The following is a 22,288-nucleotide window of genomic DNA, read 5'->3' on the forward strand; positions in this document are numbered from 1 at the left end:
GGCCCCAATCTAGGCGCCGCGGCGCCGATCCCCGTCATCGACCCCGTCGCCGAGGTATGCAGTTTCTTCCGCCCCGCCGCATCGCCAGGGAGTCTCGCCACATCTTCTGCGCCAGCATGGGCCCTTCGACGAGGATCAGTCGGGCAGCCGGGCGACCCCGCGCGGATCCACCGTGAGCCGCACCTCGTCGCCGACCTCCGGCCCGCGGTCCGCGGCGAGCGCCGGCAGCCGGCCCAGGCCCTCCACGTCCACCTCGAGGTGCAGCGCGTCGGAGACGGTGGTCATCCGCCGCACCACCCCGCTCAGGTCTCCCCGGGGGTCGACCCGCAGGGCCGAGCGCCTCAGCGCCACCGAGCCGGACCCGCCCGAGGCCACTCCCCCCTCCTGACCGGACGCCAGCAGCCGACGCCCGGCCGGCGAGGAGGACTCGACGATGGTGTCGTAACCGACGAAGGAGGCGACCTCCCGGGAGACCGGGTGACGCCATACCTGCACGGCGTCGCCCTCCTGCGCGATCCGCCCGTCGAGCATGACGGCCATCCGGTCGGCGACGGTGAAGGCCTCGTCGTGGTCGTGGGTGACGAGCAGGGCGGTGGTGCCGGTGGCGGTGAGGATCTCGCGCAGGTCGCCGGCCAGCCGGTCGCGCAGCGCCCGGTCGAGCGAGCTGAGCGGTTCGTCGAGCAGCAGCAGGGCCGGGTCGGCGGCCAGCGAGCGGGCGAGCGCGACCCGCTGCTGCTGCCCGCCGGAGAGGGTGGCGGGGCGGCGGTCGGCATACCCTCCGAGGCCGACGAGCTCCAGCAGCTCGGCGACCCGCCCGGCCCGCTCCCGCCGGCTGCGCCCACGCAGCCGCAGCGGGTAGCCGATGTTGTCGGCGACGCTGGCCTGGGCGAAGAGCTGCCCGTCCTGGAACATCAGCGCGAAGCCGCGCTCGTGGGTCGGCACCCCGCGCAGGTCCCGCCCCTGCCAGCGGATGGACCCGGAGGTGATCGGCTCCAGCCCGGCGACCGCCCGCAGCAGCGTCGACTTGCCGCAGCCCGAGGGCCCGAGCACGGCCAGCACGCTGCCCTCCTCGACGCGCAGGTCGACCCGGTCGACCGCGGTGGCCCCGGGGAAGGTGACGGTGACATCCGTGAGCTCGAGCATCAGAAGGCCCCGACCGAGCCGACCCGCAGCCGCTCGACGACCCCCATGACGACGACGGTCACGAGCGCGAGCAGCACGCTGGCGGCGAGCGCCATCCCCAGGTGGTCGGCGCCGGGCCGGGAGATGAGCTGGTAGATGACGACCGGCACGGTGGGCCGGTCCGGGCGGGCGAGGAAGCTGGTCGCGCCGAACTCCCCGAGCGAGACGGCGAAGGCGAAGCCGGTCGCGGCGAGCACCGGCCGGGCGAGCACCGGCGCCTCGGCCGTCCACGCCGCGCGCCAGGGTCCGGCGCCGAGGGTGGCGGCGGCCTCCCGCTGGCGCGGGTCGACCGAGCGGAGCACCGGGGCGAGGGTGCGGACGACCAGGGGCAGCGCGACCATCGCCTGGGCGATCGGCACGAGGATGGGCGAGGTGCGCAGGTCCAGCGGCGGCCGGTCGAGGGTGATGAGGAAACCGAAGCCGACGGTGACAGCGGAGATGCCGAGCGGCAGCATGAAGGCCCCGTCGAGCACCGAGACCGTGCGCGCCCAGCCGGGCGACCGGGGGCGCCGGGAGACGACGACGGCGACGATGAGGCCCAGCAGCATGGCGAGCACGGTGGCGTCGACGGCGGTGCGCAGCGAGTTGGTCATCGCCTCGGTGACGCTGACCCGCAGGGCCGCGGTCGCGTCGGGGTCGGTGAGGGCGCGGTAGTGCTCGAGCCCCCACCCGGGCCCGACCCGCAGCGACCGCACGACGAGGGTGCCGACGGGCAGCAGCACGAAGGCGACGGCGAGCGCGGTCGCCGCCAGGGCCGGTATGTCGTCGCGCCGGGGGCGGCGGGCCGCCGCCCGGGCGCCCACCCGCCGGAGGCTCTGCTCACGGCGGGAGCGGGTGCGGGCAGCGAGGGCCAGCATGGCGACGACGGCCAGCAGCTGCAGGAGAGACAGCACGGCGGCTCCCTGCAGGTCGAGGAACTGCACGGTGAGCAGGTAGATCTCGGTCTCGACCGTGCCGTAACGCAGCCCGCCGAGGGTGAGCACCACCCCGAAGGCGGTCGAGCAGAAGAGGAAGACGAGGGTCGCCGCGGAGATGATGCCCGGCGCCAGCGCGGGGAGGGTGACCGTGCGCCATACCTGCCAGGGGCCGGCACCCAGGGTGGCGGCGGACTCCTCCGCCCGCCGGTCCAGCCCCTCCCACAGACCGCCGACGGTGCGCACGACGACGGCGAGGTTGAAGAAGACGAAGGCGAGCAGGATCGGCACCCAGGTGCCGTCGAGCCCGAGCCCGCCCAGCGGGCCACCGGGGGCGAGCAGCGAGCGGAACATCACGCCGACCACCACGGTCGGCAGGACGAACGGCATGACGACGACGGCGCGCAGCAGCCCGCGGCCGGGGAAGCGCAGGCGGTAGAGCACGAAGGCGACCGGCAGCCCGAGGAGCAGGGTCACGACGGTGCCGGCAAGCGAGCTGACGAGGGTGAAGGTGAGCACCCGCAGGGTCCGCGACCGACCGAGCACCTCGGGCACGCCGCTGAGGTCGAGCTGACCGTCGGGCCACAGCCCACGAGCCAGCATCCCGCTGACCGGGAGGACGAAGAAGACGGCGAGGAAGGCGAGCGGGACCAGCGCGGCCAGCCCGAGCGCCACCCCGGGGGCGCGTCTCATCCGGTGGCGATGTCCGCCCACTCGCGCAGCCAGGTCTCCCGCTCCGCTTCGATCTGGCGTGGGCTGACGACGATCGGGTCCTCGGCGACCTGCGCCCACTGGGCCCACAGGTCCGGCAGGGCCACCTCGTCGTCGACGGGGAAGACGTACATGCTGTCCGGGATGGCGGCCTGCACCTCGGGGCTCAGCAGCCAGTCGACCACGGCCTGGGCGCCCTCGGGGTTGTCGGTGCCGGCCAGGACCCCGGCGTACTCCACCTGCCGGAAGCAGGTGTCGAGCAGCGCGCGGGTGGTGGGCTCGAAGCCGCCGTCGGGGATGGTGAAGGGCGGGCTGGAGGCGTAGGACAGGACGATCGGGCGGTCGCCGTCGCCGCCGCCCGCGGTGAAGTCGACGGTGTAGGCGTCGGTCCAGCCGCTGGTGACCTTGGCGCCGTTGGCCATGAGGTCCTCCCAGTAGCCCTGCCACTCCCCCGGCCCGAACTCGCCGATCGTGGCGAGCAGGAAGGCGAGGCCCGGGCTGGACGTGCTCGCGCCCGGGGTGACGAAGAGGTCCTCGTAGGCCGGGTCGGTGAGGTCGGCGAGGGTCTGCGGCGGCTCGATGCCCTGGTTGGCGAACCACACGCTGTCGATGTTGACGCAGACGTCGCCGTAGTCGACGGGGGTGAGGTAGGCCTCGGTCCCCTCGCCCAGGTCGTGCTCGGTGACCGACTCGGGCAGGTCGTCGGGCCGGTATGCCTCGAGCGCCTCGGCCCCGACCACCCGGGTGGCGAAGGTGGTGTCGATGCCGAAGACGACGTCAGCGGTGGGGTTGCCGGCGGTGAGCACGATCTGGTTGGCCATCTGTCCGGCGTCGCCGGACAGCTGGACCTCGAGGTCGTAGCCGGTGTCGGCCTCGAAGGCCGCGATCAGCTCGTCGGGGAGGGTGAAGGAGTCGTGCGCCGCGAGCACCACGGTGCCGGTGTCGGCCGGGGTGGGGGCGGGGGCCGTGGCGGTCGAGATGTCGTCGTCACCGCTCGCGTCGTCGGACTCCGCGGGGGCGGGGGCGGCCTGGTCCGCGGTCGGCTCGTCGTCGCCGCCACCGGTGAGGGTGCACGAGGTGAGGGCGAGGCCGGTGGCAAGGGCCAGAGCGATCGTGGTGGTCCGTCGAGGACGGGTATAGGTCATGGTGCAGCGTCTCCTCATCGACTTCCTTCGCCGGTGCTAGCCGGTGCAGGTTCGAGGGTCTGCGGCGGGTGCCGCACTCTCAGCGCTCTTGCGCTCCCCTGTCGTGGTCGTCGTCGACAGTATCACCGTCGCGACCATCACCGTCGTGCCGACCCGACGGCTCACCCTGGCGGCGCTCCTGCTCCTCGGGATGGTCCAGCACCATGTCCATGCCTTTCAGGGTGCTGCGCGTCGACGCCCAGACAATGGCGAGCCCGGCGATGCCGAGCAGGACCCAGAGCACCACGACGCCCCATGCGGGGAAGTCGAGCACCATGAGGGACGCGTCTGCCTTTCTGAATGTCCGGTGAATTCACGTCGTCCAGCCCGTGCGGCCCATTGAGGCGCGCCGAGCGCCCGCACCATAGCAAATGGCGACGGTCCTTCTGCTTTCCGCCGCAAGCGCTCTCACCCCTCGGGGTGAAGGCGGACGTCAGGCCCCGCACCCCGTCCGTGTGGCAGGATCGGGGCATGGGAAATCTCGTGGCCAAGCTCCTCACCGTCGGCGCCGTCCTCGCGGCCAGCGCCATCGCGCACAAGGCGACCGACAGCACGTGGAAGTTCGTCACCGGGAGCGACTCCCCCGCCAACCCGGAGGACCCGGACATCGACCTCAAGGAGGCCGTCGCCTTCGCCGTGCTGTCCGGGGCGTTCGTGGGGTTGGCCCGTATGCTCGCCAACCGGCAGTCGAGCCGGGTCATCGCCAAGGCGAGCGGCAAGAACTCGGAGCAGGTCGCCGACAAGACGAACTGACGCCTAGGTCGCGGATGGGAGGCTAGGCGCGATGGCGAGCGCCCGGCCTCGTTCACCCTAACGACGACCCTTCCGGCGTGGCGCCTTGACCGTGACCCTTGGTGTGATATCGGGCACGTTGCATTTCGCACCCTTATTGCCACACAATGACGTGTCCCGTCCCACGCTCGAAGGCCTAGACATGTCTGAATACCAGTCGGCCGCCCACGCCCGGCGAGAGCTTGCCATCCGCACCTTTTGGGTGGTCGTCGACGCGCTCTGCTGGGCATTTGCCCTGATGGTCGCGGTGTGGAGTCGTCTTGACTTTTCCTTGACCATTTTCACAGAATTAGATTTGTGGATCGGAATGGGTCTTGTAGCTGGGATCCACGCGATGGTCGGCCTGCTGGCGGGCCCCTACCTCGTACGCCACATGCGCGGCAGTTTCGACGAGATCTCTGCGCTGACCCGGGCGGCCCTGATCACCGCTCTCGCGCTCATGGCGATCGCCTGGCTGACACCGGCCGTCTTCATCCCGCGGTCGAGCGCCCTGCTGGCCCCGGCACTGGCGATCGTCCTGATGCTGGCCGCCCGCTTCTTCGTGCGGACCTACCGCTCGCGGCTGATCAGCCGCAACCCGAACGGCGAGAAGGTCATCGTCTTCGGCGCCGGGCTCGCGGGCCGCAGGCTCGTGCACAACATGCTGCACGACGACCGCTCGGAGTTCACCCCCGTCGCCCTGCTCGACGACGACCGCAGCAAGCGCCGGCTCAAGATCGAGGGTGTCCCGGTGGTGGGGACGTTCGCCAAGCTGGGGACGACCGTGGAGAAGACGGGCGCGACCTACCTCGCGGTGGCAGTCCCACGTGCCACCCCCGAGCTGCTGCGCGACGTCCAGCGGCAGGCGCGCGAGCTGGACCTCAAGGTGCAGGTGCTCCCCCCCATCGAGGACTGGCTGCGCCAGACCGACCCGCAGGCGACGGACCTTCGCGATATCAACCTGGAGGACCTGCTCGGCCGCCGCGCCGTGCAGCTCGACCAGGAGACCATCGCGGACCACCTCACCGGCAAGGTCGTGCTGGTCACCGGCGCCGGTGGGTCCATCGGCTCCGAGCTGTGCCGGCAGATCGCCAAGTTCGCCCCGGCGAGGCTCATCATGCTGGACCGTGACGAGTCCGCCCTGCACGCCGTGCAGCTGTCGCTGACCGGGCGCGGCCTGCTCGAGGGTGAAGACCTCATGCTGGCCGACATCAGGGACGCCGAGAACCTGCGCGCGCAGTTCGCGGTCACCCGCCCTGACGTCGTCTTCCACGCAGCGGCGCTCAAGCACCTCAGCCTGCTGGAGCGCTACCCCAAGGAGGCCTGGCAGACCAACGTGCTGGGCACCCTCAACGTCCTGACGGCCGCTGCGGAGCACGGCGTGGGGACCTTCGTCAACATCTCCACCGACAAGGCCGCCAGCCCGACCTCGGTGCTCGGCACGAGCAAGCGGATGGCCGAGCGCCTCACCGCAGAGTTCGCGCTCCGCGAGCCGGGCCGCTACGTCTCGGTGCGATTCGGCAACGTGCTCGGCTCCCGCGGTTCGGTCATCCCCGCCTTCACCGAGCAGATCCGCCAGGGTGGCCCGGTGACCGTCACCCACAAGGATGTCGAGCGCTACTTCATGCTCATCCCCGAGGCCGCCCAGCTGGTGCTGCAGGCCGGGGCCATAGGCCGCGACGGAGACGTCCTCGTCCTCGACATGGGCACCCCGGTCAAGATCGTGGACGTGGCGCGAGACCTCATCCGCACGTCGGGCAAGGACATCGAGATCCGTTACACCGGACTACGCCCCGGCGAGAAGCTCAGCGAGGTGCTCTTCACCGAGGGCGAGCACTTCCGGACCACCGAGCACCCGCTCATCACGGCCGTCAACGTGCCGCGGATGGAGCCGGAGCAGGTCCGGTTGCGGCACTTCGGCACCGCCGAGCAAGCTGCAGCGTGGCTCGCTGCACACACGGAACTGACCCCCGAGATGAGAGTGCTGGAGCCTTCAGAGTGACCGACCGCATCTACCTCTCCAAGGCCGAGGTGACCGAGGTCGAGGAAGAGTACGTCCTGGCCGCTCTTCGTTCAGGCTGGATCGCCCCTCTCGGCCCTGACGTGGACGCGTTCGAGCGCGAGGTCGCCGACCGGGTGGGCGTGCGCCACGCGCTGGCTCTGTCGTCGGGCACGGCCGCCCTGCATCTGGCGCTCATCCACCTGGGAGCCCGACCGGGAACCGTGGTGGTGCTGCCCAGCATGACCTTCGCCGCGTCGGCCAACGCCGTGGTGTACACCGGCGCCGAGCCGGTGTTCGTCGACAGCAGGGCCGACGACGGCAATGTCGACCCGCACCTGCTCGTCGATGCCGTCGACGCCCTCCGACGTGAGGGACGTGAGGTCGTCGCGGCCATGACCGTCGATCTCTTCGGACGCGCTTGTGACTACGAGACGATCGAACCCGCGCTGGCCGACCGTGGCATACCTCTTGTGGAGGATGCCGCCGAGGCGCTCGGCGCGACTTACGGCGGTCGAGCTGCCGGGTCGTTCGGCCGGGCGGCCGCCCTGTCCTTCAACGGCAACAAGATCATGACCACCTCTGGTGGCGGCATGCTGCTCAGCGACGACGAGGAACTTATCGCCCACGCCCGCAAGCTGTCGACGCAGGCGCGTGAGCCGGTCCCGTGGTACGAACACACGGAGGTGGGGTACAACTACCGGATGTCCAACATCCTGGCGGCCCTGGGACGCGGCCAGCTGACGAGGCTGGACGACATGATGTCCCGCCGACGCGAGATCCGGCGACGGTACGCGAGGGCCTTGGACGGAGTGCCCCTCCGCTTCCTCGGTGAGGGGGGCACGAGGTCGGGAGAGATGGACAACTGCTGGTTGACCACTGCCGTCGTCGACCAGCCGCGGGCCAACATCGACCAGGTTATCGAGGCGCTCAACGACGAGGCCGTGGAGGCCCGGCACCTGTGGAAACCGATGCACCGCCAGCCCGTCTTCTCCGAGGCGCAGTTCTTCGGGAAAGGCGTGTGCGAAGACCTGTTCGCCAAGGGCCTCACCCTGCCGAGCGGCTCTGGTCTCAGCGATCAGCAGGTGGATGTGGTCATCGAGCACCTCCGGCGGCTTCTCCCGGACGCCGCATGAGCTACCGGGGCAAACGCGTCTTGGACCTCGCCGTTGCGGTTCCGGTGGCACTCATCACGGCACCCATCCAGGCCGTCGTCGCCGGTGCCATCCGCACGACAATGGGCAGGCCCATTCTCTTCAGGCAGGACCGACCCGGACTGCACGGTGAGACCTTCAGCATCCTCAAGTTCCGGACGATGCTGACCGAGGAGGCCGCGGGGACCTCGCACGACGCCTTGCGACTGACCCCGCTGGGCAAATTCCTCCGAAGCACCAGCGTGGACGAGCTGCCGACCCTGTGGAACGTCATTCAGGGTGACATGAGCCTGGTCGGTCCCCGGCCCCTGCTCACGAGCTACCTGGCGAGGTACTCCCCCGAGCAGGCTCGTCGCCATGACGTTCGTCCAGGGTTGACCGGGCTCGCCCAGGTGCGGGGACGCAACAGCCTGACCTGGGAGGAGAAGTTCGGCTTCGACCTGGAGTATGTGGACTCGCAGTCCCTCCGGCTGGACCTTCGCATCATCGCGGAGACCGTCACGACGGTGGTCCGACGAACGGGCATCTCGGCTGCGGACAATGCCACCATGCCTGAGTTCCTAGGGTCGTCTGCCACGTCTACGGAACCCCGCGGATGAGGGGTCTCACCATCGTGGGGGCCGGCGGGTTCGGCCGGGAGGTATGGTGCCTCGCCTCGCTGCTCAACGACACGGGTGCCCTGTGGGATGTCATCGCGATCCGGGACGACCACCCGGCTCATCACCGCGGGTTCTGCGACGACCTGGGCGCGGACATCCTGGGACCGGTCGACGAGCTGGATCCCCGGGTGGAAGAGGTCGTGGTCGCCGTCGGTGATCCATCCGTCCGACGGTCCATCACGCAACGGCTACCCTCGGGCGCGCGCTTTGCCACATTGGTCCACCCGGGCGCTCATCTCGGCCCTCGCGTCACCCTGGGGGACGGATGTGTCGTGGCTGCGGGTGCCGCGCTGAGCACCAACATCCAGCTCGGCGACCATGTCCACATCGACCAGAACGCGACCATCGGCCACGACTGCCACCTCGAGGACTTCGCCCGGGTCAACCCCGCGGCATGCCTCTCCGGCACGGTGCACCTCGGTCGCGGGGCCCTCGTCGGTGCGAATGCCACGGTTCTGCAAGGTAGGGACGTCGGCGCCGGGGCCGTCGTCGGGGCCGGCGCGGTCGTGACCCGGGACGTCACCGCGGCAACAGTGGTCAAGGGAGTGCCCGCCCGATGACCGTACCGCGCCTGATGTATGCGGTGACCGCCCCCATCTCGGCCCTCATCTTCCTCGAGGGCCAGCTCAGGGCAGCACGAGAGGCCGGTTTCGACGTGCACGTCCTGTGCGGAGCCGATCCCTCTGGTCGACTGCTCCACCGGTGCACCGAGGAGGGGGCGACGCTGCATGAGGTGGAGGTGACGCGCACGCCCTCCCTAGGCAGTGATGTACGCGCACTGCTTCAGGTAGCCGCGGCGCTTCGCAAGGTCCGCCCCCATGTCCTCGTGGCAGGAACGCCGAAGATGAGCCTGCTGGCCTTGGCCGCCGGCTGCGCAGTTCGTGTGCCGCACCGCGTCTACCTCTGTCACGGATTGCGCTTCGAAGGGGCCTCGGGACTGCGTCGAACAGCTCTGACCCATCTGGAGCTGCTGTTCTCGCGTCTCGCTCATCACGTCGTGGCAGTCAGCCCGAGCGTGGCCCAGGGACTGCGCACCGTCGGTGTATCGGACGGGCGCGTGACTGTTCTAGGGAGCGGGTCCCCCAACGGCGTCGACCTCGATCACTTCCAACCGACCTCCTCGGCTGGCAGGGCTTCGGCTCGCAACCAGTTGGGGCTGCCACGCGACGGTCGGGTTCTGGCCTTCGTGGGTCGAGTCACGGGCGACAAGGGTCTGTCCACCCTCGTAACGTTGGCCGCTGCACTGGAGGACAGCGATGGACGGGGAAGCAGTCGTGGCTGGCTGCTGATCGTCGGCGACCCCGAACCCCAAGGCGCCCAGGACCAGGCAGACATAGCAGCACTTCTCGCGAACCCCCGGGTCGTCTTTGCCGGACATCATGACGACATGCGTGTGCCTTACGCCGCGGCGGACGTCCTCGTCCTTCCGACGAGACGCGAAGGTTTGCCCACCGTGGTCCTCGAGGCTGCCGCTATGCATATCCCCACCGTCGCCTACCGCGCCACCGGCACCGTCGATGCCGTCAAGGACAGCGAAACGGGACTTCTCGTCCCGCAGGGCGAACAGCAAGACTTCGTGGACGCAGCTCTACGCCTGGTCGACAACCCTGGTCTCAGTGCAAGCTTGGGCAGCAGGGCTCGCCGCGACACCGAGGCGAGATTCGCGCGGACCCTCGTGTGGAAGCAATGGACCGACTTCCTCGTCGCGGTGGCCGACGTCCGCTCTGCGAGGGACGTGGCAGCGAAGGCTAAACCCACCTGACAGTTTTCGCAGCCGATGACACCGCTCGGAGAACGGCCAGTTCCATACGGTTGAGCCGAGCATCGTCGTGCCGGCGCTCCTTCACCTCGCCACTCCAGCCGGACCGTCGGAAACGGTTACCGGCGATCGCGTGGTCCCAGTCTTCCAGCGTCCTCACCTCTTCCGTCTCTGCGCCCGTGAGCCTGGAGACTGCCGCATCCGGGGAGGCCACCAGGTCCGGGTAAGGCAGCCGAAGGATCTTGACACCCGCGCTCCCGGCACGGCGACAACTACGGGCCGCGTTCCTGTTGGCCCTCAGCCACGCCACCACGGTCCGGGGCTTCACCCACCGAGCTGTGGCGTCTCCGTCACCGAACTCCAACTGGACGTTGTTGCCGTGAGCAGTGCTGACCACGACCTCGGGCAGAGCGCGCCAGAGCTGCACGACAGCGGTCGGTCTCAGTCCTGGGTCGTTCAGGTGCAGATCGAGTCGCCGACGCCCCCCCGCGGTCTTGGACGAGTCCACCAGCCGAGCGATTCCTCGGCGTCCCAGGGCCTCATACACGGCTCGCCAGTCCTCGTAGTAGGAGTCGATGTCGTCCCTGGCGCCCTGCATCTCTGCACCCTCGGTCGTGCGTGCCATGTCGTGAAGAGAGCGGCCGCGAGCACGAGCCACCTCCTCCAAGACTGAGCCCCACACGGCACACTCCGCAACAGGCCGTCCACACGAGCAGGGCCGTCCCACCTGAGCCCAGTCGAACAGGTGGCACAGCTCACCTGCGCTGAGGGCTCCCATCTTCTTCGCCAGTACCGCATCAAGCAGGCTAGAGCCGCTCCGTCCGTATCCCGCGATGAACACAATGCCCGGGTACACCTCAGTCCTCCGCCCTCTCGAGTCTCTCGTCACTGCCGCACTCCTCCGTCCGGGTCGCCCGCTCGCGCGACGACCCAAGTCGCCAGGCACACCAAGGAGTAGGCACCCATGGCGGCCGCAAGACCGGAGCGTGCAGCCAGGGCGACGACTGGTAGACCCACGACACCCGCCCACACACGGACGCGCGCTACGTGCTCGACTCCACCCTTGATCCGGGCGACGAGCTCGATGCCCACTGTCAGCTGGTTGAAGAAGGCGCCGATGAGGATGAACGGCAGAGCCGTCTTCGCCACCCGCCAGGTGTCACCGAGCACTGCCTCCCCGAGCGCATCAGGCACCACGACGGCCAAAACAAGGCAGGGCCCCAGCACGGCGCACAGCATCAAGGGCCATGAGCGACGGTAGGCCACCGGTAGGTCACCCTGGGTCTGATGCAACCGTGTGCCACGGACGAGGTAGGGAAGGCGCAGACTCTCCGGGATCTGCAGTGGGAGACTCGCGAGTGTCTGCGCTCCCCGGAAACTGGCCAGCATGACCGGGCCGCCGGTGAAACTCATCGCGATCGGCGCCCCCAGACGGAAAGCCGACAGACCCATGTATCCCTTGAGAGTGCCTTTCCCCATCTCACGGCCGCACCGCAGCACCAGGTGGACGCCGTCGACGGCAGCACGACGGCTCGTCAAGGCGAGCGAAGCCGACAGGGCGACGACGCCGTACGCCGCGCCTGCGACCGCAAGGATGCCACTGATGCCGGTTGGACGGATGACCAGTGCCATGGCGAGAAGCACGATGAGTGCCCCGGCGGACAGGACGCTCGCCGATGCCACTTCTTGCGCCCTGTAGCACCGGAACCGCAGAGCATCCACCAGCAGAAGGAGGGTGAGGTACGCCGTCGTCCAGAACACGGTGTCCCAAGGCAGACCGAGGACGATGCAGACCACCACGACGACGACACTCGATGCGACACCCAGTGCCACGGCGATGACGGCCAGGCCGGTGCCCAGCTTTTCGAGGGACGTCCGCGGGTCAGCGACGACGATCCACCCACCCGGCCCCGCCCGGAAGGCACCGACGATCAGGAAGACGACCAGTTGCAGGGCTGCGAAGGCGGCGAACTGCGCCACCGGGAGGTTGCGTGCGGCCAGGACCGTCACCAGGAGGGACGCAGCGGCCAGGCAACCGTGGTCAATGACGGGCAGCAAGCGGCGCATCTTCACCACGATCCGCGGTCTCGCGCAGGTCGGAGCGGGTCACGGCCCACACAAAGGCGGCCAGCGCCCAGGCGAACCGGGCATTCTCGAGATTCAGAGTGACCATGCCGAGAGCCAGTCCGGCAACCGCGAGCAGGAGCCCCGCACCTTTCCCGCCTGGGATTCTGACGACCTTGAGCGCCAACAGACCCCAGAGGGAGAAGAACGCCCCGAAGCCGACGAGACCCAGTTCCACACCGACGCTGAGGTACGTGTTGTGCACCACGTTCCCTCGGGATGCGTCAACCAGCCCGGCGCTGAGCACCTGAAACTGTCCCGGCCCCACGCCGAGGAGAAGGTTATCTCCCCACAACCTCACGCCGAACCCCCACAGCTCCCGCCGAGCGCTGTCGAGGCCCCCTTCGTTCGAGACGATCCGTTGCACGCTGGGACTCTCGAGGACCCCGGCCACCAGCTGCCTTCCCCAGGTCGCCAGGACCAGAGCCGCCGTCACCGCGACGGCCAGGAGGCGGATCTTGTTCCGCCACGACATCCAGGCGACAGCCACGAGGACTGCCGCCACGAGGGCGACGGCACCTCCACGGGAGGCCGTCGTCGGGATGGCGAGAAGAGCAATGCCCGTCGCGAGGAGCGGCAACGAGCGACCGGTCCGGTCGTGAAGCCACAACGAGACACCCGCCGACACGAGCAGGTAGATCGCGAACAAGTTGGGGTCGTCGAAGGAACCACTGTTCCGGAAGGCTGTTTGCCGGGTGAGTGCACTGATCCCGAGCAGCGAGGACCCCAGAGCTGCCAACGCGATCGCGGCACTGGCCCAGGACCACACCGTGACGAAGAGATAGTCCCCTCTTGCGACCGAGGCCGTCATCAGCCTGGCCAGCAGCACCAGGTAGACCAGGGCCACGCACAGCTTCAAGATGGTGAGAACCGCTGACGACAGGACGACGGTACTGGTCAGGCTGGCCCACCACAGAGACAGGACCAGCGAGGTCAATGTCAGAAACACGTACCCGTAGAGAAGGTTCGAGTCGGGACGCACCCAGAAGGCATGTCGTCGCAAGGCGACGAGAGCCAGCAGGGGGAGCAACGCGTCCGCGATGGACAGGTTCACCTCGGTCCCGCCGAGGTTCACGATGCTCATGAAGGGCATCGCTGCCACGACCAGACACAGAACGAGGCGCTCAGCCCGTGCTTCGCGCCCCCGAAGCCCGGCGCTGGACCTCGGGGGTCGGTCGGTCCGCCCAGACACCGTGGTGCGCAAAGCAGCCGATCTACCTGCGCCGTGTGGGGCTCTCATTCGTTCGGACCCCACTTCGCGACGTCTAGACCGAGAGTGCTGGCGAAGATCGGCTCAGCCCCTGATCATCCCCGCCCCGACCGTCACCCCGCTGGCGGGGTCGATCAGGATGAAACTACCGGTGACACGGTTCTGCTCGTAGAGGTCGACCATGAGTGGCTGCTGCACTCTCAGACGGACACGACCGAGCTCGTTCAGACCGATCTGCTCTGCTTCCTGGTCGCGGTGCAAGGTGTTGACGTCCAACCGGTAGTCAATCTCCTTGACCAGCGTCTTCACGGTGCGGGTGGTGTGCTTGACCAGCAGCTTGGCCCGCGGCTTGAGCGCACCCGGCGACATCCAGCACACCATGGCGTCGAGGTCCTGCGTCTGCTCAGGCTGGTTGTTGACGCGGGCAATCATGTCACCGCGGCTGACATCGACGTCGTCGGCAAGGCGCACGGTCACCGACATCGGGGGGTACGCCTCGTCGACCTGCCGGTCGAAAGAATCGATGGCCTCGATGGTGCTCGTCATGCCGCTCGGAAGAACGATGACCTCGTCACCCGCCTTCATGACGCCCCCGGCGACCTGTCCGGCATAGCCCCTGTAGTCGTGGAACTCGTCCGACTTCGGCCGGATGACGTACTGCACGGGGAAGCGCACGTCACGCATCTCACGGTCGGAGCCGATGTAGACGTGCTCGAGGTGGTGCAGCAGGCTGGTCCCGCCGTACCACGGCATCTTCTCGCTGCGGGTCACGACGTTGTCGCCCTGGAGCGCCGAGATAGGGATGACCGTGAGGTCGGGGACGTCCAGCTTGCGGACGAAGTCAGTGAACTCCGCCTCGATCTGCCGGAAGGTCTCCTCCGAGAAATCGACGAGGTCCATCTTGTTGACGGCCAGCACCAGGTGCGGCACCCGCAGCATCGACAGGATGACGGCGTGCCGACGTGACTGCTCGGTCATGCCCTGCCGGGCGTCGACGAGCACCAGGCCGAGGTCAGCGGTGGACGCGCCGGTCACCATGTTGCGGGTGTATTGCACGTGGCCCGGGGTGTCGGCGATGATGAACTTGCGACGGGGTGTGGCGAAGTAGCGGTAGGCGACGTCGATGGTGATGCCCTGCTCGCGCTCACTGCGTAGGCCGTCGGTCAGCAGCGCGAGATCGGTGTAGTCGAAGCCCTTGTCCTTCGAGGTCCGCTCGACCGACTCCAGCTGGTCCTCGAAGATCGCCTTGCTGTCCAGCAGCAGCCGCCCGATGAGCGTCGACTTGCCGTCGTCGACGGAGCCTGCGGTCGCGAAGCGCAGCAGGTCCATCCCGGTCTCGGTGCCTGTGCTCATCAGAAGTAGCCTTCCTTCTTGCGGTCCTCCATGGCGGCCTCGGAGAACTTGTCGTCGCCACGGGTCGCGCCGCGCTCGGTGATGCGGGAGGCCGCGACCTCCTCGATGATCTTGTCCAGGTCGTCGGCGTCGGACTCCAGGCACCCGGTCAGCGTCAGGTCGCCGACCGTGCGGAAGCGCACCTGACGCTCGGTCACCGTCTCTCCGTCACGCAGCGGGTTGTACTCGCTCTCTGAGAAGAGCATGCCGTTGCGCTCGAAGACCCGCCGCTGGTGGGCGTAGTAGATCGAGGGGATGTCGATGGCCTCGCGGCGGATGTAGTCCCACACGTCGAGCTCGGTCCAGTTCGACAGGGGGAAGACGCGCATGTGCTCACCCTCGTGGATGCGCCCGTTGTAGAGGCTCCACAACTCGGGCCGCTGGTTCTTGGGGTCCCACTGGCCGAACTCGTCACGGTGGGAGTAGACACGCTCCTTGGCGCGAGCCTTCTCCTCGTCACGACGACCACCACCGAAGGCGGCGGTGTAGCCCTCCTCCTCGATGGCGTTGAGCAGGGTTCCGATCTGCAGCCGGTTGCGCGGCGTCTTGCCGTCGTCGACGACGATACCGTCCTTGATGGCCTGCTCGACCGACGCGACGTGCAGCCTCAGGCCCAACCGCTCGACCCAACGGTCCCGGGTGGCGAGCACCTCGGGGAAGTCGTAACCGGTGTCGACCTGGAGGACCGGGAAGGGAACCTTCGCGGGGTAGAACGCCTTCTCCGCCAGCCTCAGCATGACAATGGAGTCCTTGCCGCCGGAGAACATGAGCACCGGCTTCTCGAACTCCGCCGCGACCTCACGGAAGATGTGGATCGACTCGGCCTCCAGCTCGTCGAGCTGGGAGAGTCGGTAGATGCCGTCGTCTGTCACTCCTGCGCCTTTCCCCTACGGATGCTGCGGCCTGCACGATATCGGACTTGGGTGCCCAAACACGCATCGCGAGGCCGGAAGGTGGATTCGACGCTCCCAGACGCTTAATGTAAGCGGCTGGGTCCGCACGTCCCCGGACCAATCCGTATCTGAAGCACCGGAGTGTGTGTGGAACTCGCTGACTACCTGCATCTGATCCGTCGACAGTGGCGTCTGATCATCGGCGTGACCCTGGCGGTTGTCCTGATCACCGCTGTGATCACGGCGTTGACAACGCCCCAGTACCGGGCGCAGGCGCAGGTGTTCGTGTCGACGTCGGGAGGAGATTCTGCGACCGACTTGGCGCAGGGATCTACCTTCGCTCAGCGGCAGGTGGCCACGTATGCCGACATCGTCACCACCCCCATCGTCCTGGACCCCGTGGCCGACGAATTCGGTCTTGACGGGTCGGCGGCCCTGTCTGGGCGCACCACCGCCCAGGTTCCCGCCGGGACGGTACTCATCAACCTGAGCTTGACCGACGAGGACCCTCAGAGGGCGGCCGACCTCGTCAACAGCATCGCCGCGCAGTTCTCGCGGACCGTCCAGGATCTCGAGCGCATCGAGGGATCGGATACCAGCCCGGTCAAGGCCACTGTCGTCCAGCCCGCGACGGCGCCCGGTGCCACCGACACCCCTGATGTACCGCGGAACCTCGTGCTCGGAGCCGTCCTCGGACTACTGCTCGGCATTGGCGCAGGTCTGCTCCGGGACGTCCTCGACGCCCGAATCAAGGGGGAGTCTGATGTTCAGAGGGTCACCGGCGAGCCCATCGTGGGCGCCATTGCCTACGACAAGACCGCACCCGAGCACCCCCTCGTCGTCGAGATCGACCCGCACAGCCCCAGGGCGGAGGCCTTCCGCACGCTGCGGACCAACCTGCGCTATATCGATGCCGACAGCCAGCCGAAGACCGTGGTCTTCACGTCGACCATTCCCGGCGAAGGCAAGTCCACGACGACCGCCAACCTGGCCCTGACCCTGGCAAAGTCCGGGGCCACGGTCTGCCTCATCGAGGGAGACCTTCGTCGCCCGCGGTTGCTGGACTACCTCGGTCTGGAGAACGCGGCGGGCATGACTGATGTCCTGGTGGGGCGCGCCGATCTCGACGACGTGCTCCAGCCCTGGGGCGAGAGCATGTGGGTGCTGGGCTGCGGTCCCATCCCGCCCAACCCCAGCGAACTGCTGGGATCAGCCGCCATGACCCGCCTCATCGAGACCCTTGAAGGGCGCTTCGACTACGTCATCATTGACAGCCCCCCGCTGCTGGCCGTCACCGACGCCGCGATCCTGTCGACCCAGGCCGACGGCGTCATCGTCATCGTCGGAACCAAGCTCGTCCGTCGTGACCAGCTCGACCGGGCGCTGGGCAATCTGCAGAAGGTGGACGCCGACGTGCTGGGCCTCGTGCTGAACCGCCTGCCCATCAAGGGCCCGGACGCCTACTCCTACGCCTACGAGAGCTACCGCTCGGACGCGGCTCTCGAGGCCCAGGGGAAGCGCGCGAAGTCACGCCGGGCCCGCCGCAAGAGCAAGCAGAGCAGCTGACCCATGGAGCTCTCCGGTCGGCAGGCCAACACCCTCCTCGTCGTGCTGGCGCTGGGGGCGGTCGGCGCATCGGGCTACGCCATCTGGAATGTCCGCCAGATGCCGGAACCGACCACGCACGTCGTGGGGGGCCCCGCACCTACCGCAGAGGCGAGCGCCACGCCCACGATGGGACTGCGGGAGGATGACGCAGCGGAGGAGACACTCACCCAGAGCTCCGACAACGACGCCACCACGTCTACGGAGGCGGAGCCGACGGAGTCGTCCGACCCGGAGGAGACGACCGAGCAGGCTGAGCCGACCCTGGCGGACTGGAGGTCGGCCTGGCGCGACGACGCCAATCTTCTGGTCATCGGGGACGGTTACAGCAACCTGGAGTCGCAGTGGGTGCAGCTCTGGGCCGGCCGGCAGTCCGGCGACCGTCCTACCCTCGTCAGCCACTGGGCCGAAGGCACTGACGACGCTTTCAACGACCCGATCGAGCTGTCCGAAGGTGAGGGTCCTGACCTCCACGTGTGGAGCGCGAGCCGCGACGGCACGACGATCCGGGAGGCGACCCGACGCATCGACCGTTTCATCGACGCCTCCGCACCACCGGACGCGGTGCTCATCTCCCTGGGCGGCTCGAGCGGTGACGAGGACGTCGCCGAGCAGCTCGACCGGCTGCTCGAGGAGCTTCCCGACGTGCCGGTGCTGGTGACGGCGGGACCGTCTGGCCTCTACGAGCCGGGGGTGGCCGACGACGTGGTGGCGTGGGCGGAAGACAACGACGACCGCGTCTCGCTCGTCGACCTGCGCGACGCGACGTCCGACGAACCCACAGCGGAGGAGTGGGCTCTCGCCTTCGACGAGGCCCTGGCCGACAACGACTGACAAGACGTCGCCCCGCCAGGGGTCTCAGCCGGCGAAGTCGGGCTCGCGCTCCCCCACTCCCAGCAGCTGGGCGAGCGCCGCGACGCAGCGCGTGGTGGCGTTGCCGTCGCCGTACGGGTTGACCGCATGCGCCATCTCCCTGTAGGCGCCCGGGTCGTCGAGGAGCAAAGACACCTGTCGGACGACGTCATGCTCCTGCGTGCCGATCAGCCGCACCGTGCCCGCAGTCACGGCCTCGGGGCGTTCGGTGTTGGAGCGCAGCACGAGCACCGGCTTGCCCAGTGACGGCGCCTCCTCCTGGACTCCTCCGGAGTCCGTCAGCACCACCGTGCTCGCCGCCATGAGACGGGTGAACTCGCCGTAGGCCAACGGCTCGGTCACCAGGACGTTGGGCAGCCCGTCCAGAGCCGGCAGCAGGGCCTCGCGCACCAGCGGGTTGCGGTGCACCGGCAGCACGACTTCGATGTCGGGATAGCGCTCGGCCAGGACGCGCAGGGCACGGCCCACCCCCTGCATCGCCGTCCCCCAGCTCTCCCGGCGGTGCGTCGTCACCAGGAGCACCCGTCGGCCCTCCTCCAGGGCGACCAGCCGCGGGTCGCTGAAAGGCACGCCCTGGCGTGAGGTGTGCAGGAGCGCGTCGATGACCGTGTTGCCGGTCACGACCACGTCGTCGGCAGTGATGTTCTCCCGCAGCAGGTTGTCCCGTGCCGTCGCCGTCGGGGCCAGGTGCAGCGAGGCCAGTTGGGAGGTCACGCGCCTGTTGGCCTCCTCCGGGAAGGGAGACCGCAGGTCGCCGCTGCGCAGCCCGGCCTCCAGGTGCACGACGGGGATCTCTCGGTAGAACGCCGCCATCGCGGCGGCTGCCACCGTAGACGTGTCGCCCTGCACCACGAGGGCGTGGGGTGACGCCTTCACGAGGACCGGGTCGAGACGCTCGAAGACCTTGGCCATGAGCCCGTTCAAGGTCTGCCCGTGGGCGAAGACGTCGAGGTCGACGTCGGGGACGATGCCGAAGATCTGGTTGACCTGGTCCAGCATCTCGCGGTGCTGGCCGGACACCACGGCGACCGGGTCGAATCTCGGGTCCTCGCCCAGGCCGCGCAGCAGGGGTGCCACCTTGATCGCCTCGGGCCGGGTGCCGTAGACGGTCATGACCCGCAGGGGCCCCGGGGTCATCCTCGGTGGTCCCGCCAGAGCCCCCGGGTGTCCACGACCGGTGCTCGTCCTGCCCAGCCGTGCTCGCGGAACTCGCGGTGGTCGACGAGCAGCGTCGCGACGTCGGCCTGCTCCTGCGCCTCCCCTAGGGACGCGAGGCGCACGTTGGCCAGTGAGCTCAGCGACTCCGGCAGCTCGCGGATGTTGGGCTCCACGGCCAGCACCGTCGCATCGGGGCGCCGGCGGGCGAGCTCGGCCGTGATGGCCAGGGCGGGGGACTCACGCAGGTCGTCGATGTCCGCCTTGAAGGCCAGGCCCAGCGCCGCGATGGTCGGGCTGACGGCACCGTTCACCGCGTCGAGCACCTGTGTGACGACCCGCTCGGGCTTGGCGTCGTTGACCTCCCGCGCGGTGCGGATCAGCCGTGCCTCCTCGGGTGCGGCCGACACGATGAACCAGGGGTCGACGGCGATGCAGTGGCCCCCCACCCCGGGCCCGGGCTGCAGGATGTTGACCCGCGGGTGCTTGTTGGCGAGCTCGATGAGCTCGAAGACGTCGACCCCCACCCGCTCCGCGATCACCGACAGCTCGTTGGCGAAGGCGATGTTGACGTCCCTGAAGGCGTTCTCTGTCAGCTTGGCCATCTCGGCCGTGGTCGCGTCAGTGAGAAAGATCTGCCCGCGGCAGAACGTCGCGTACAGGTCCCGCGCGCGCCGCGCCGCCCGTGGCGTCAGCCCGCCGACGATGCGGTCGTTCTCCACGAGCTCGACCATGACCCGCCCCGGCAGGACCCGCTCCGGGCAGTGGGCGATGTCGACGTCGACGTCTCCCCCGTCGACGCCGGTCGTCAGGTCGGGTCGGGCGGCGCTGACGCGGTCGGCGACGTGCTGCGTGGCGCCGGGCGGAGAGGTCGACTCGAGGATGACGAGCTCGCCCCCTCGTAGGTGCGGCACCAGCGCGTCGGTCGCGGCGTCCACGTAGCGCAGGTCGGCCCGATAGCCCTCGGCGAAGGGCGTCGGCACGGCGATGATGTAGACGTCGGCCTCGGGGGTTTCCTTCTGCGCGGTGAGCCTGCCCGCCTGCACCGCGGCGAGGACGTGCTCGGCGAGGTCAGGCTCGACGAACGGCACCTCGCCGGCGTTGACAGCGTCCACGTGCCGGTCGCTCACGTCGACTCCGATCACCTGGTGCCCGGCCCGCGCGAGGACGGCTGCGGTGGGCAGGCCGATGTATCCCAGGCCGACGACGGCGACGACGCCGCTCATCGTGCCCCGCCCGAGGGGCGTCGGTCGGCGTGATCGCCCAGCACCAGGTGGTCCATCTCCTCGTCGTTCACCTGCCGGCTCGAGGGCAGACGCACGAGGTAGAACACCACCCCGAGGGCCACCCAGACGCCCAGCGCCACCCACGACGGAGCGCTCAGCTGTGCCGGGGAGCCCGGCAGCAGCAGGAGCCCGAGGAAGAGCAGCCCGGTGAGGACTCCCAGGCCGCTGAGCACCTTGCGGGCGCTGGAGCGGGTGTCCGCCTCGCCCTGGTCGCTGCCGGACCACCGCCAGAGCCGGTATGCCGCCAGGCAGGTGTAGGTGTAGGCGATGGTCACGCCCACCGAGGTCATGTCGACCACCCACAGCAGCGCCTCACGGCCGAAGAGCGGGGCGATGAGGCACAGGCCGGCGGCGAACCAGACGGAGTGCCCGGGCGCGCCGGCCCGGTTGATCGTGGCGAAGAAGGGCGGGAGCACGCGGGCCCGCCCCATGGCGAAGAGCAACCGGCTCGCGGAGACGTAGAAGCCGTTGAGCCCGGTCGAGACCCCCATGACCACAGCCACTGCCAGCAGGACCAGACCGACCGGGCCGAACAGGGTCTCCAGCCCGTCAGCCGTCCCCCACGCAGGCTCGTCGGCCACCATCTGCGGCCACGGCTGCGCCACCGCGGTCGCGATCACCATGGCGACGTAGATCGCGGCGGCGGAGACGATGGCCAGCACGATGAGCCCGAACGCCTTGGTCGGGGAGAAGTCGAACTCCTCGGCCGCCTGCGGCACGTTGTCGAAGCCGACGTAGGCCCAGGGTGCGATGGCGACGATCATGAGCACCGCCGCCAGGGGCGACACACCGTCGGGGAAGCCCGGCTCGAGGTTGGAGAGAGGGGTGTCCGGGTGCAGCCACGTCGCGATGAGGATGCAGGCGACGGCCGCCAGCATGACGAGGCAGAAGGCATACTGCACCCGCCCCGACAACGTGCCTCCACGTGCGTTCAGCAGGGCGAAGAGCAGCAGCGCGGCCGAGGCGACCACGACCTCGCCGAGGTAGACCTGCCAGCCGGCGACCTGCCACAGCGGCACCCACTCGACGACCGGCGGCAGCAGGCGCCGGAAGAGCAGGGCCAGCGCCGAGGCGTTCAGCGCGATGATCGAGATGTAGCCGAGCACCAGCGCCCACCCGGCGATGAAGGCGTGGGTGCGGCCGAAGAAGGTGTAGGCGTAGGCGTACTCCCCGCCGCTGACCGGGAAGTGCCGGATCAGCAAGCCGTAGCTCACCGCGATGACGCACATCAGGGCCCCGCCGATGACCAGCCCGAGGCTCGCCCCCAGCGGCCCGGCCTGGCCGAGCAGGTCCTGCGGGAGGACGAAGGCGCCCCAGCCGATCGCCGATCCCAGGGCCACCGCCCACACCCACTGGGGACGCAGGGTCTTGCTCAGCTCTTGCCGATCCGCGGAAGACCCCGCCTGCTCCGTCATGG

At 69.1% G+C, this 22,288-nt stretch carries 20 protein-coding genes; 8 read left to right on the plus strand and 12 right to left on the minus strand.

Translation table 11 applies throughout. The annotated features are described in order from the left end of the window. Nucleotides 1-135 precede the first annotated feature (135 nt). The 4 genes from EUS26_RS01780 to EUS26_RS16830 all read right to left on the minus strand — a co-directional run bounded on the left by EUS26_RS01780 (nucleotide 136) and on the right by EUS26_RS16830 (nucleotide 4,268). Nucleotides 136-1,143 carry an ABC transporter ATP-binding protein gene (locus EUS26_RS01780; protein WP_130011441.1) on the minus strand — a complete coding sequence of 336 codons (1,008 nt, stop codon included), beginning with the start codon at nucleotides 1,141-1,143 and terminating at the stop codon, nucleotides 136-138. Further along, the gene (locus EUS26_RS01785; RefSeq protein ID WP_130011442.1) at nucleotides 1,143-2,789 is read right to left on the minus strand and encodes an ABC transporter permease; all 1,647 of its coding nucleotides are present in this window, start codon (nucleotides 2,787-2,789) and stop codon (nucleotides 1,143-1,145) included. The genes EUS26_RS01780 and EUS26_RS01785 overlap by 1 nt, the downstream gene beginning before the upstream one ends. After that, on the minus strand, nucleotides 2,786-3,952 hold the full coding sequence (locus EUS26_RS01790; protein WP_130011443.1) for a thiamine ABC transporter substrate-binding protein: 1,167 nt from the start codon (nucleotides 3,950-3,952) through the stop codon (nucleotides 2,786-2,788). Before EUS26_RS01790 ends, EUS26_RS01785 begins: the two co-directional genes overlap by 4 nt. Before the next feature lie 79 nt (nucleotides 3,953-4,031). After that, complete coding sequence (locus EUS26_RS16830; protein ID WP_165368460.1) at nucleotides 4,032-4,268, minus strand: hypothetical protein; 237 nt, start codon at nucleotides 4,266-4,268, stop codon at nucleotides 4,032-4,034. 194 nt (nucleotides 4,269-4,462) lie between these two features. Here EUS26_RS16830 and EUS26_RS01795 point away from each other — a divergent pair, with 194 nt between their 5' ends. From EUS26_RS01795 to EUS26_RS01820, 6 genes are all read left to right on the plus strand, one after another. Further along, a complete protein-coding gene (locus tag EUS26_RS01795; RefSeq protein WP_130011444.1) occupies nucleotides 4,463-4,744 on the plus strand; it encodes a DUF4235 domain-containing protein in 282 nt (93 codons plus the stop codon). A 373-nt stretch (nucleotides 4,745-5,117) separates the two neighbouring features. Continuing rightward, nucleotides 5,118-6,764, plus strand: coding sequence for a polysaccharide biosynthesis protein (locus EUS26_RS01800; RefSeq protein ID WP_238148764.1), 1,647 nt, complete (start codon nucleotides 5,118-5,120; stop codon nucleotides 6,762-6,764). Continuing rightward, a complete protein-coding gene (locus EUS26_RS01805; RefSeq protein ID WP_130011446.1) occupies nucleotides 6,761-7,897 on the plus strand; it encodes a DegT/DnrJ/EryC1/StrS family aminotransferase in 1,137 nt (378 codons plus the stop codon). Before EUS26_RS01800 ends, EUS26_RS01805 begins: the two co-directional genes overlap by 4 nt. Further along, on the plus strand, nucleotides 7,894-8,514 hold the full coding sequence (locus tag EUS26_RS01810) for a sugar transferase (protein WP_130011447.1): 621 nt from the start codon (nucleotides 7,894-7,896) through the stop codon (nucleotides 8,512-8,514). Before EUS26_RS01805 ends, EUS26_RS01810 begins: the two co-directional genes overlap by 4 nt. Next, nucleotides 8,511-9,134, plus strand: coding sequence for a NeuD/PglB/VioB family sugar acetyltransferase (locus tag EUS26_RS01815; RefSeq protein WP_130011448.1), 624 nt, complete (start codon nucleotides 8,511-8,513; stop codon nucleotides 9,132-9,134). The genes EUS26_RS01810 and EUS26_RS01815 overlap by 4 nt, the downstream gene beginning before the upstream one ends. Further along, a complete protein-coding gene (locus tag EUS26_RS01820; protein WP_130011449.1) occupies nucleotides 9,131-10,336 on the plus strand; it encodes a glycosyltransferase in 1,206 nt (401 codons plus the stop codon). Before EUS26_RS01815 ends, EUS26_RS01820 begins: the two co-directional genes overlap by 4 nt. Here EUS26_RS01820 and EUS26_RS01825 read toward each other — a convergent pair. The 5 genes from EUS26_RS01825 to cysD form a co-directional block, all read right to left on the minus strand. Further along, nucleotides 10,323-10,958, minus strand: coding sequence for a hypothetical protein (locus EUS26_RS01825; RefSeq protein WP_130011450.1), 636 nt, complete (start codon nucleotides 10,956-10,958; stop codon nucleotides 10,323-10,325). The two genes, EUS26_RS01820 and EUS26_RS01825, sit on opposite strands and share 14 nt — an antisense overlap. A 260-nt stretch (nucleotides 10,959-11,218) precedes the next feature. Next, the gene (locus tag EUS26_RS01830) at nucleotides 11,219-12,409 is read right to left on the minus strand and encodes a hypothetical protein (RefSeq protein WP_130011451.1); all 1,191 of its coding nucleotides are present in this window, start codon (nucleotides 12,407-12,409) and stop codon (nucleotides 11,219-11,221) included. After that, nucleotides 12,375-13,541, minus strand: a complete 1,167-nt coding sequence (locus EUS26_RS01835) for an O-antigen ligase family protein (protein WP_165368461.1) — start codon at nucleotides 13,539-13,541, stop codon at nucleotides 12,375-12,377. The genes EUS26_RS01830 and EUS26_RS01835 overlap by 35 nt, the downstream gene beginning before the upstream one ends. A gap of 210 nt (nucleotides 13,542-13,751) precedes the next feature. Next, nucleotides 13,752-14,996, minus strand: coding sequence for a sulfate adenylyltransferase subunit 1 (locus EUS26_RS01840; RefSeq protein ID WP_130011600.1), 1,245 nt, complete (start codon nucleotides 14,994-14,996; stop codon nucleotides 13,752-13,754). 23 nt (nucleotides 14,997-15,019) lie between these two features. Beyond that, nucleotides 15,020-15,931, minus strand: coding sequence for a sulfate adenylyltransferase subunit CysD (gene cysD / locus EUS26_RS01845; RefSeq protein WP_130011453.1), 912 nt, complete (start codon nucleotides 15,929-15,931; stop codon nucleotides 15,020-15,022). Between the two features lie 168 nt (nucleotides 15,932-16,099). On the opposite strand from cysD, the gene EUS26_RS01850 reads away from it, so the two are divergent. Further along, nucleotides 16,100-17,518 carry a tyrosine-protein kinase domain-containing protein gene (locus EUS26_RS01850; protein ID WP_165368462.1) on the plus strand — a complete coding sequence of 473 codons (1,419 nt, stop codon included), beginning with the start codon at nucleotides 16,100-16,102 and terminating at the stop codon, nucleotides 17,516-17,518. Between the two features lie 3 nt (nucleotides 17,519-17,521). Further along, a complete protein-coding gene (locus EUS26_RS01855; RefSeq protein WP_130011455.1) occupies nucleotides 17,522-18,391 on the plus strand; it encodes a hypothetical protein in 870 nt (289 codons plus the stop codon). A gap of 24 nt (nucleotides 18,392-18,415) precedes the next feature. Here EUS26_RS01855 and wecB read toward each other — a convergent pair whose 3' ends face one another. From wecB to EUS26_RS01870, 3 genes are read right to left on the minus strand one after another with little or no spacing between them, the layout of a single operon-like run. Next, nucleotides 18,416-19,567: a non-hydrolyzing UDP-N-acetylglucosamine 2-epimerase gene (gene wecB / locus EUS26_RS01860; protein ID WP_130011456.1), complete on the minus strand. Its 1,152-nt coding sequence runs from the start codon at nucleotides 19,565-19,567 to the stop codon at nucleotides 18,416-18,418. Beyond that, nucleotides 19,564-20,811, minus strand: a complete 1,248-nt coding sequence (gene wecC / locus EUS26_RS01865) for a UDP-N-acetyl-D-mannosamine dehydrogenase (RefSeq protein WP_130011457.1) — start codon at nucleotides 20,809-20,811, stop codon at nucleotides 19,564-19,566. The genes wecB and wecC overlap by 4 nt, the downstream gene beginning before the upstream one ends. After that, nucleotides 20,808-22,286 carry an APC family permease gene (locus tag EUS26_RS01870; protein WP_130011458.1) on the minus strand — a complete coding sequence of 493 codons (1,479 nt, stop codon included), beginning with the start codon at nucleotides 22,284-22,286 and terminating at the stop codon, nucleotides 20,808-20,810. The genes wecC and EUS26_RS01870 overlap by 4 nt, the downstream gene beginning before the upstream one ends. Nucleotides 22,287-22,288: the final 2 nt, after the last annotated feature.

Source organism: Serinicoccus sediminis, from assembly GCF_004153545.1.
GTDB lineage: Bacteria > Actinomycetota > Actinomycetes > Actinomycetales > Dermatophilaceae > Ornithinicoccus > Ornithinicoccus sediminis_A.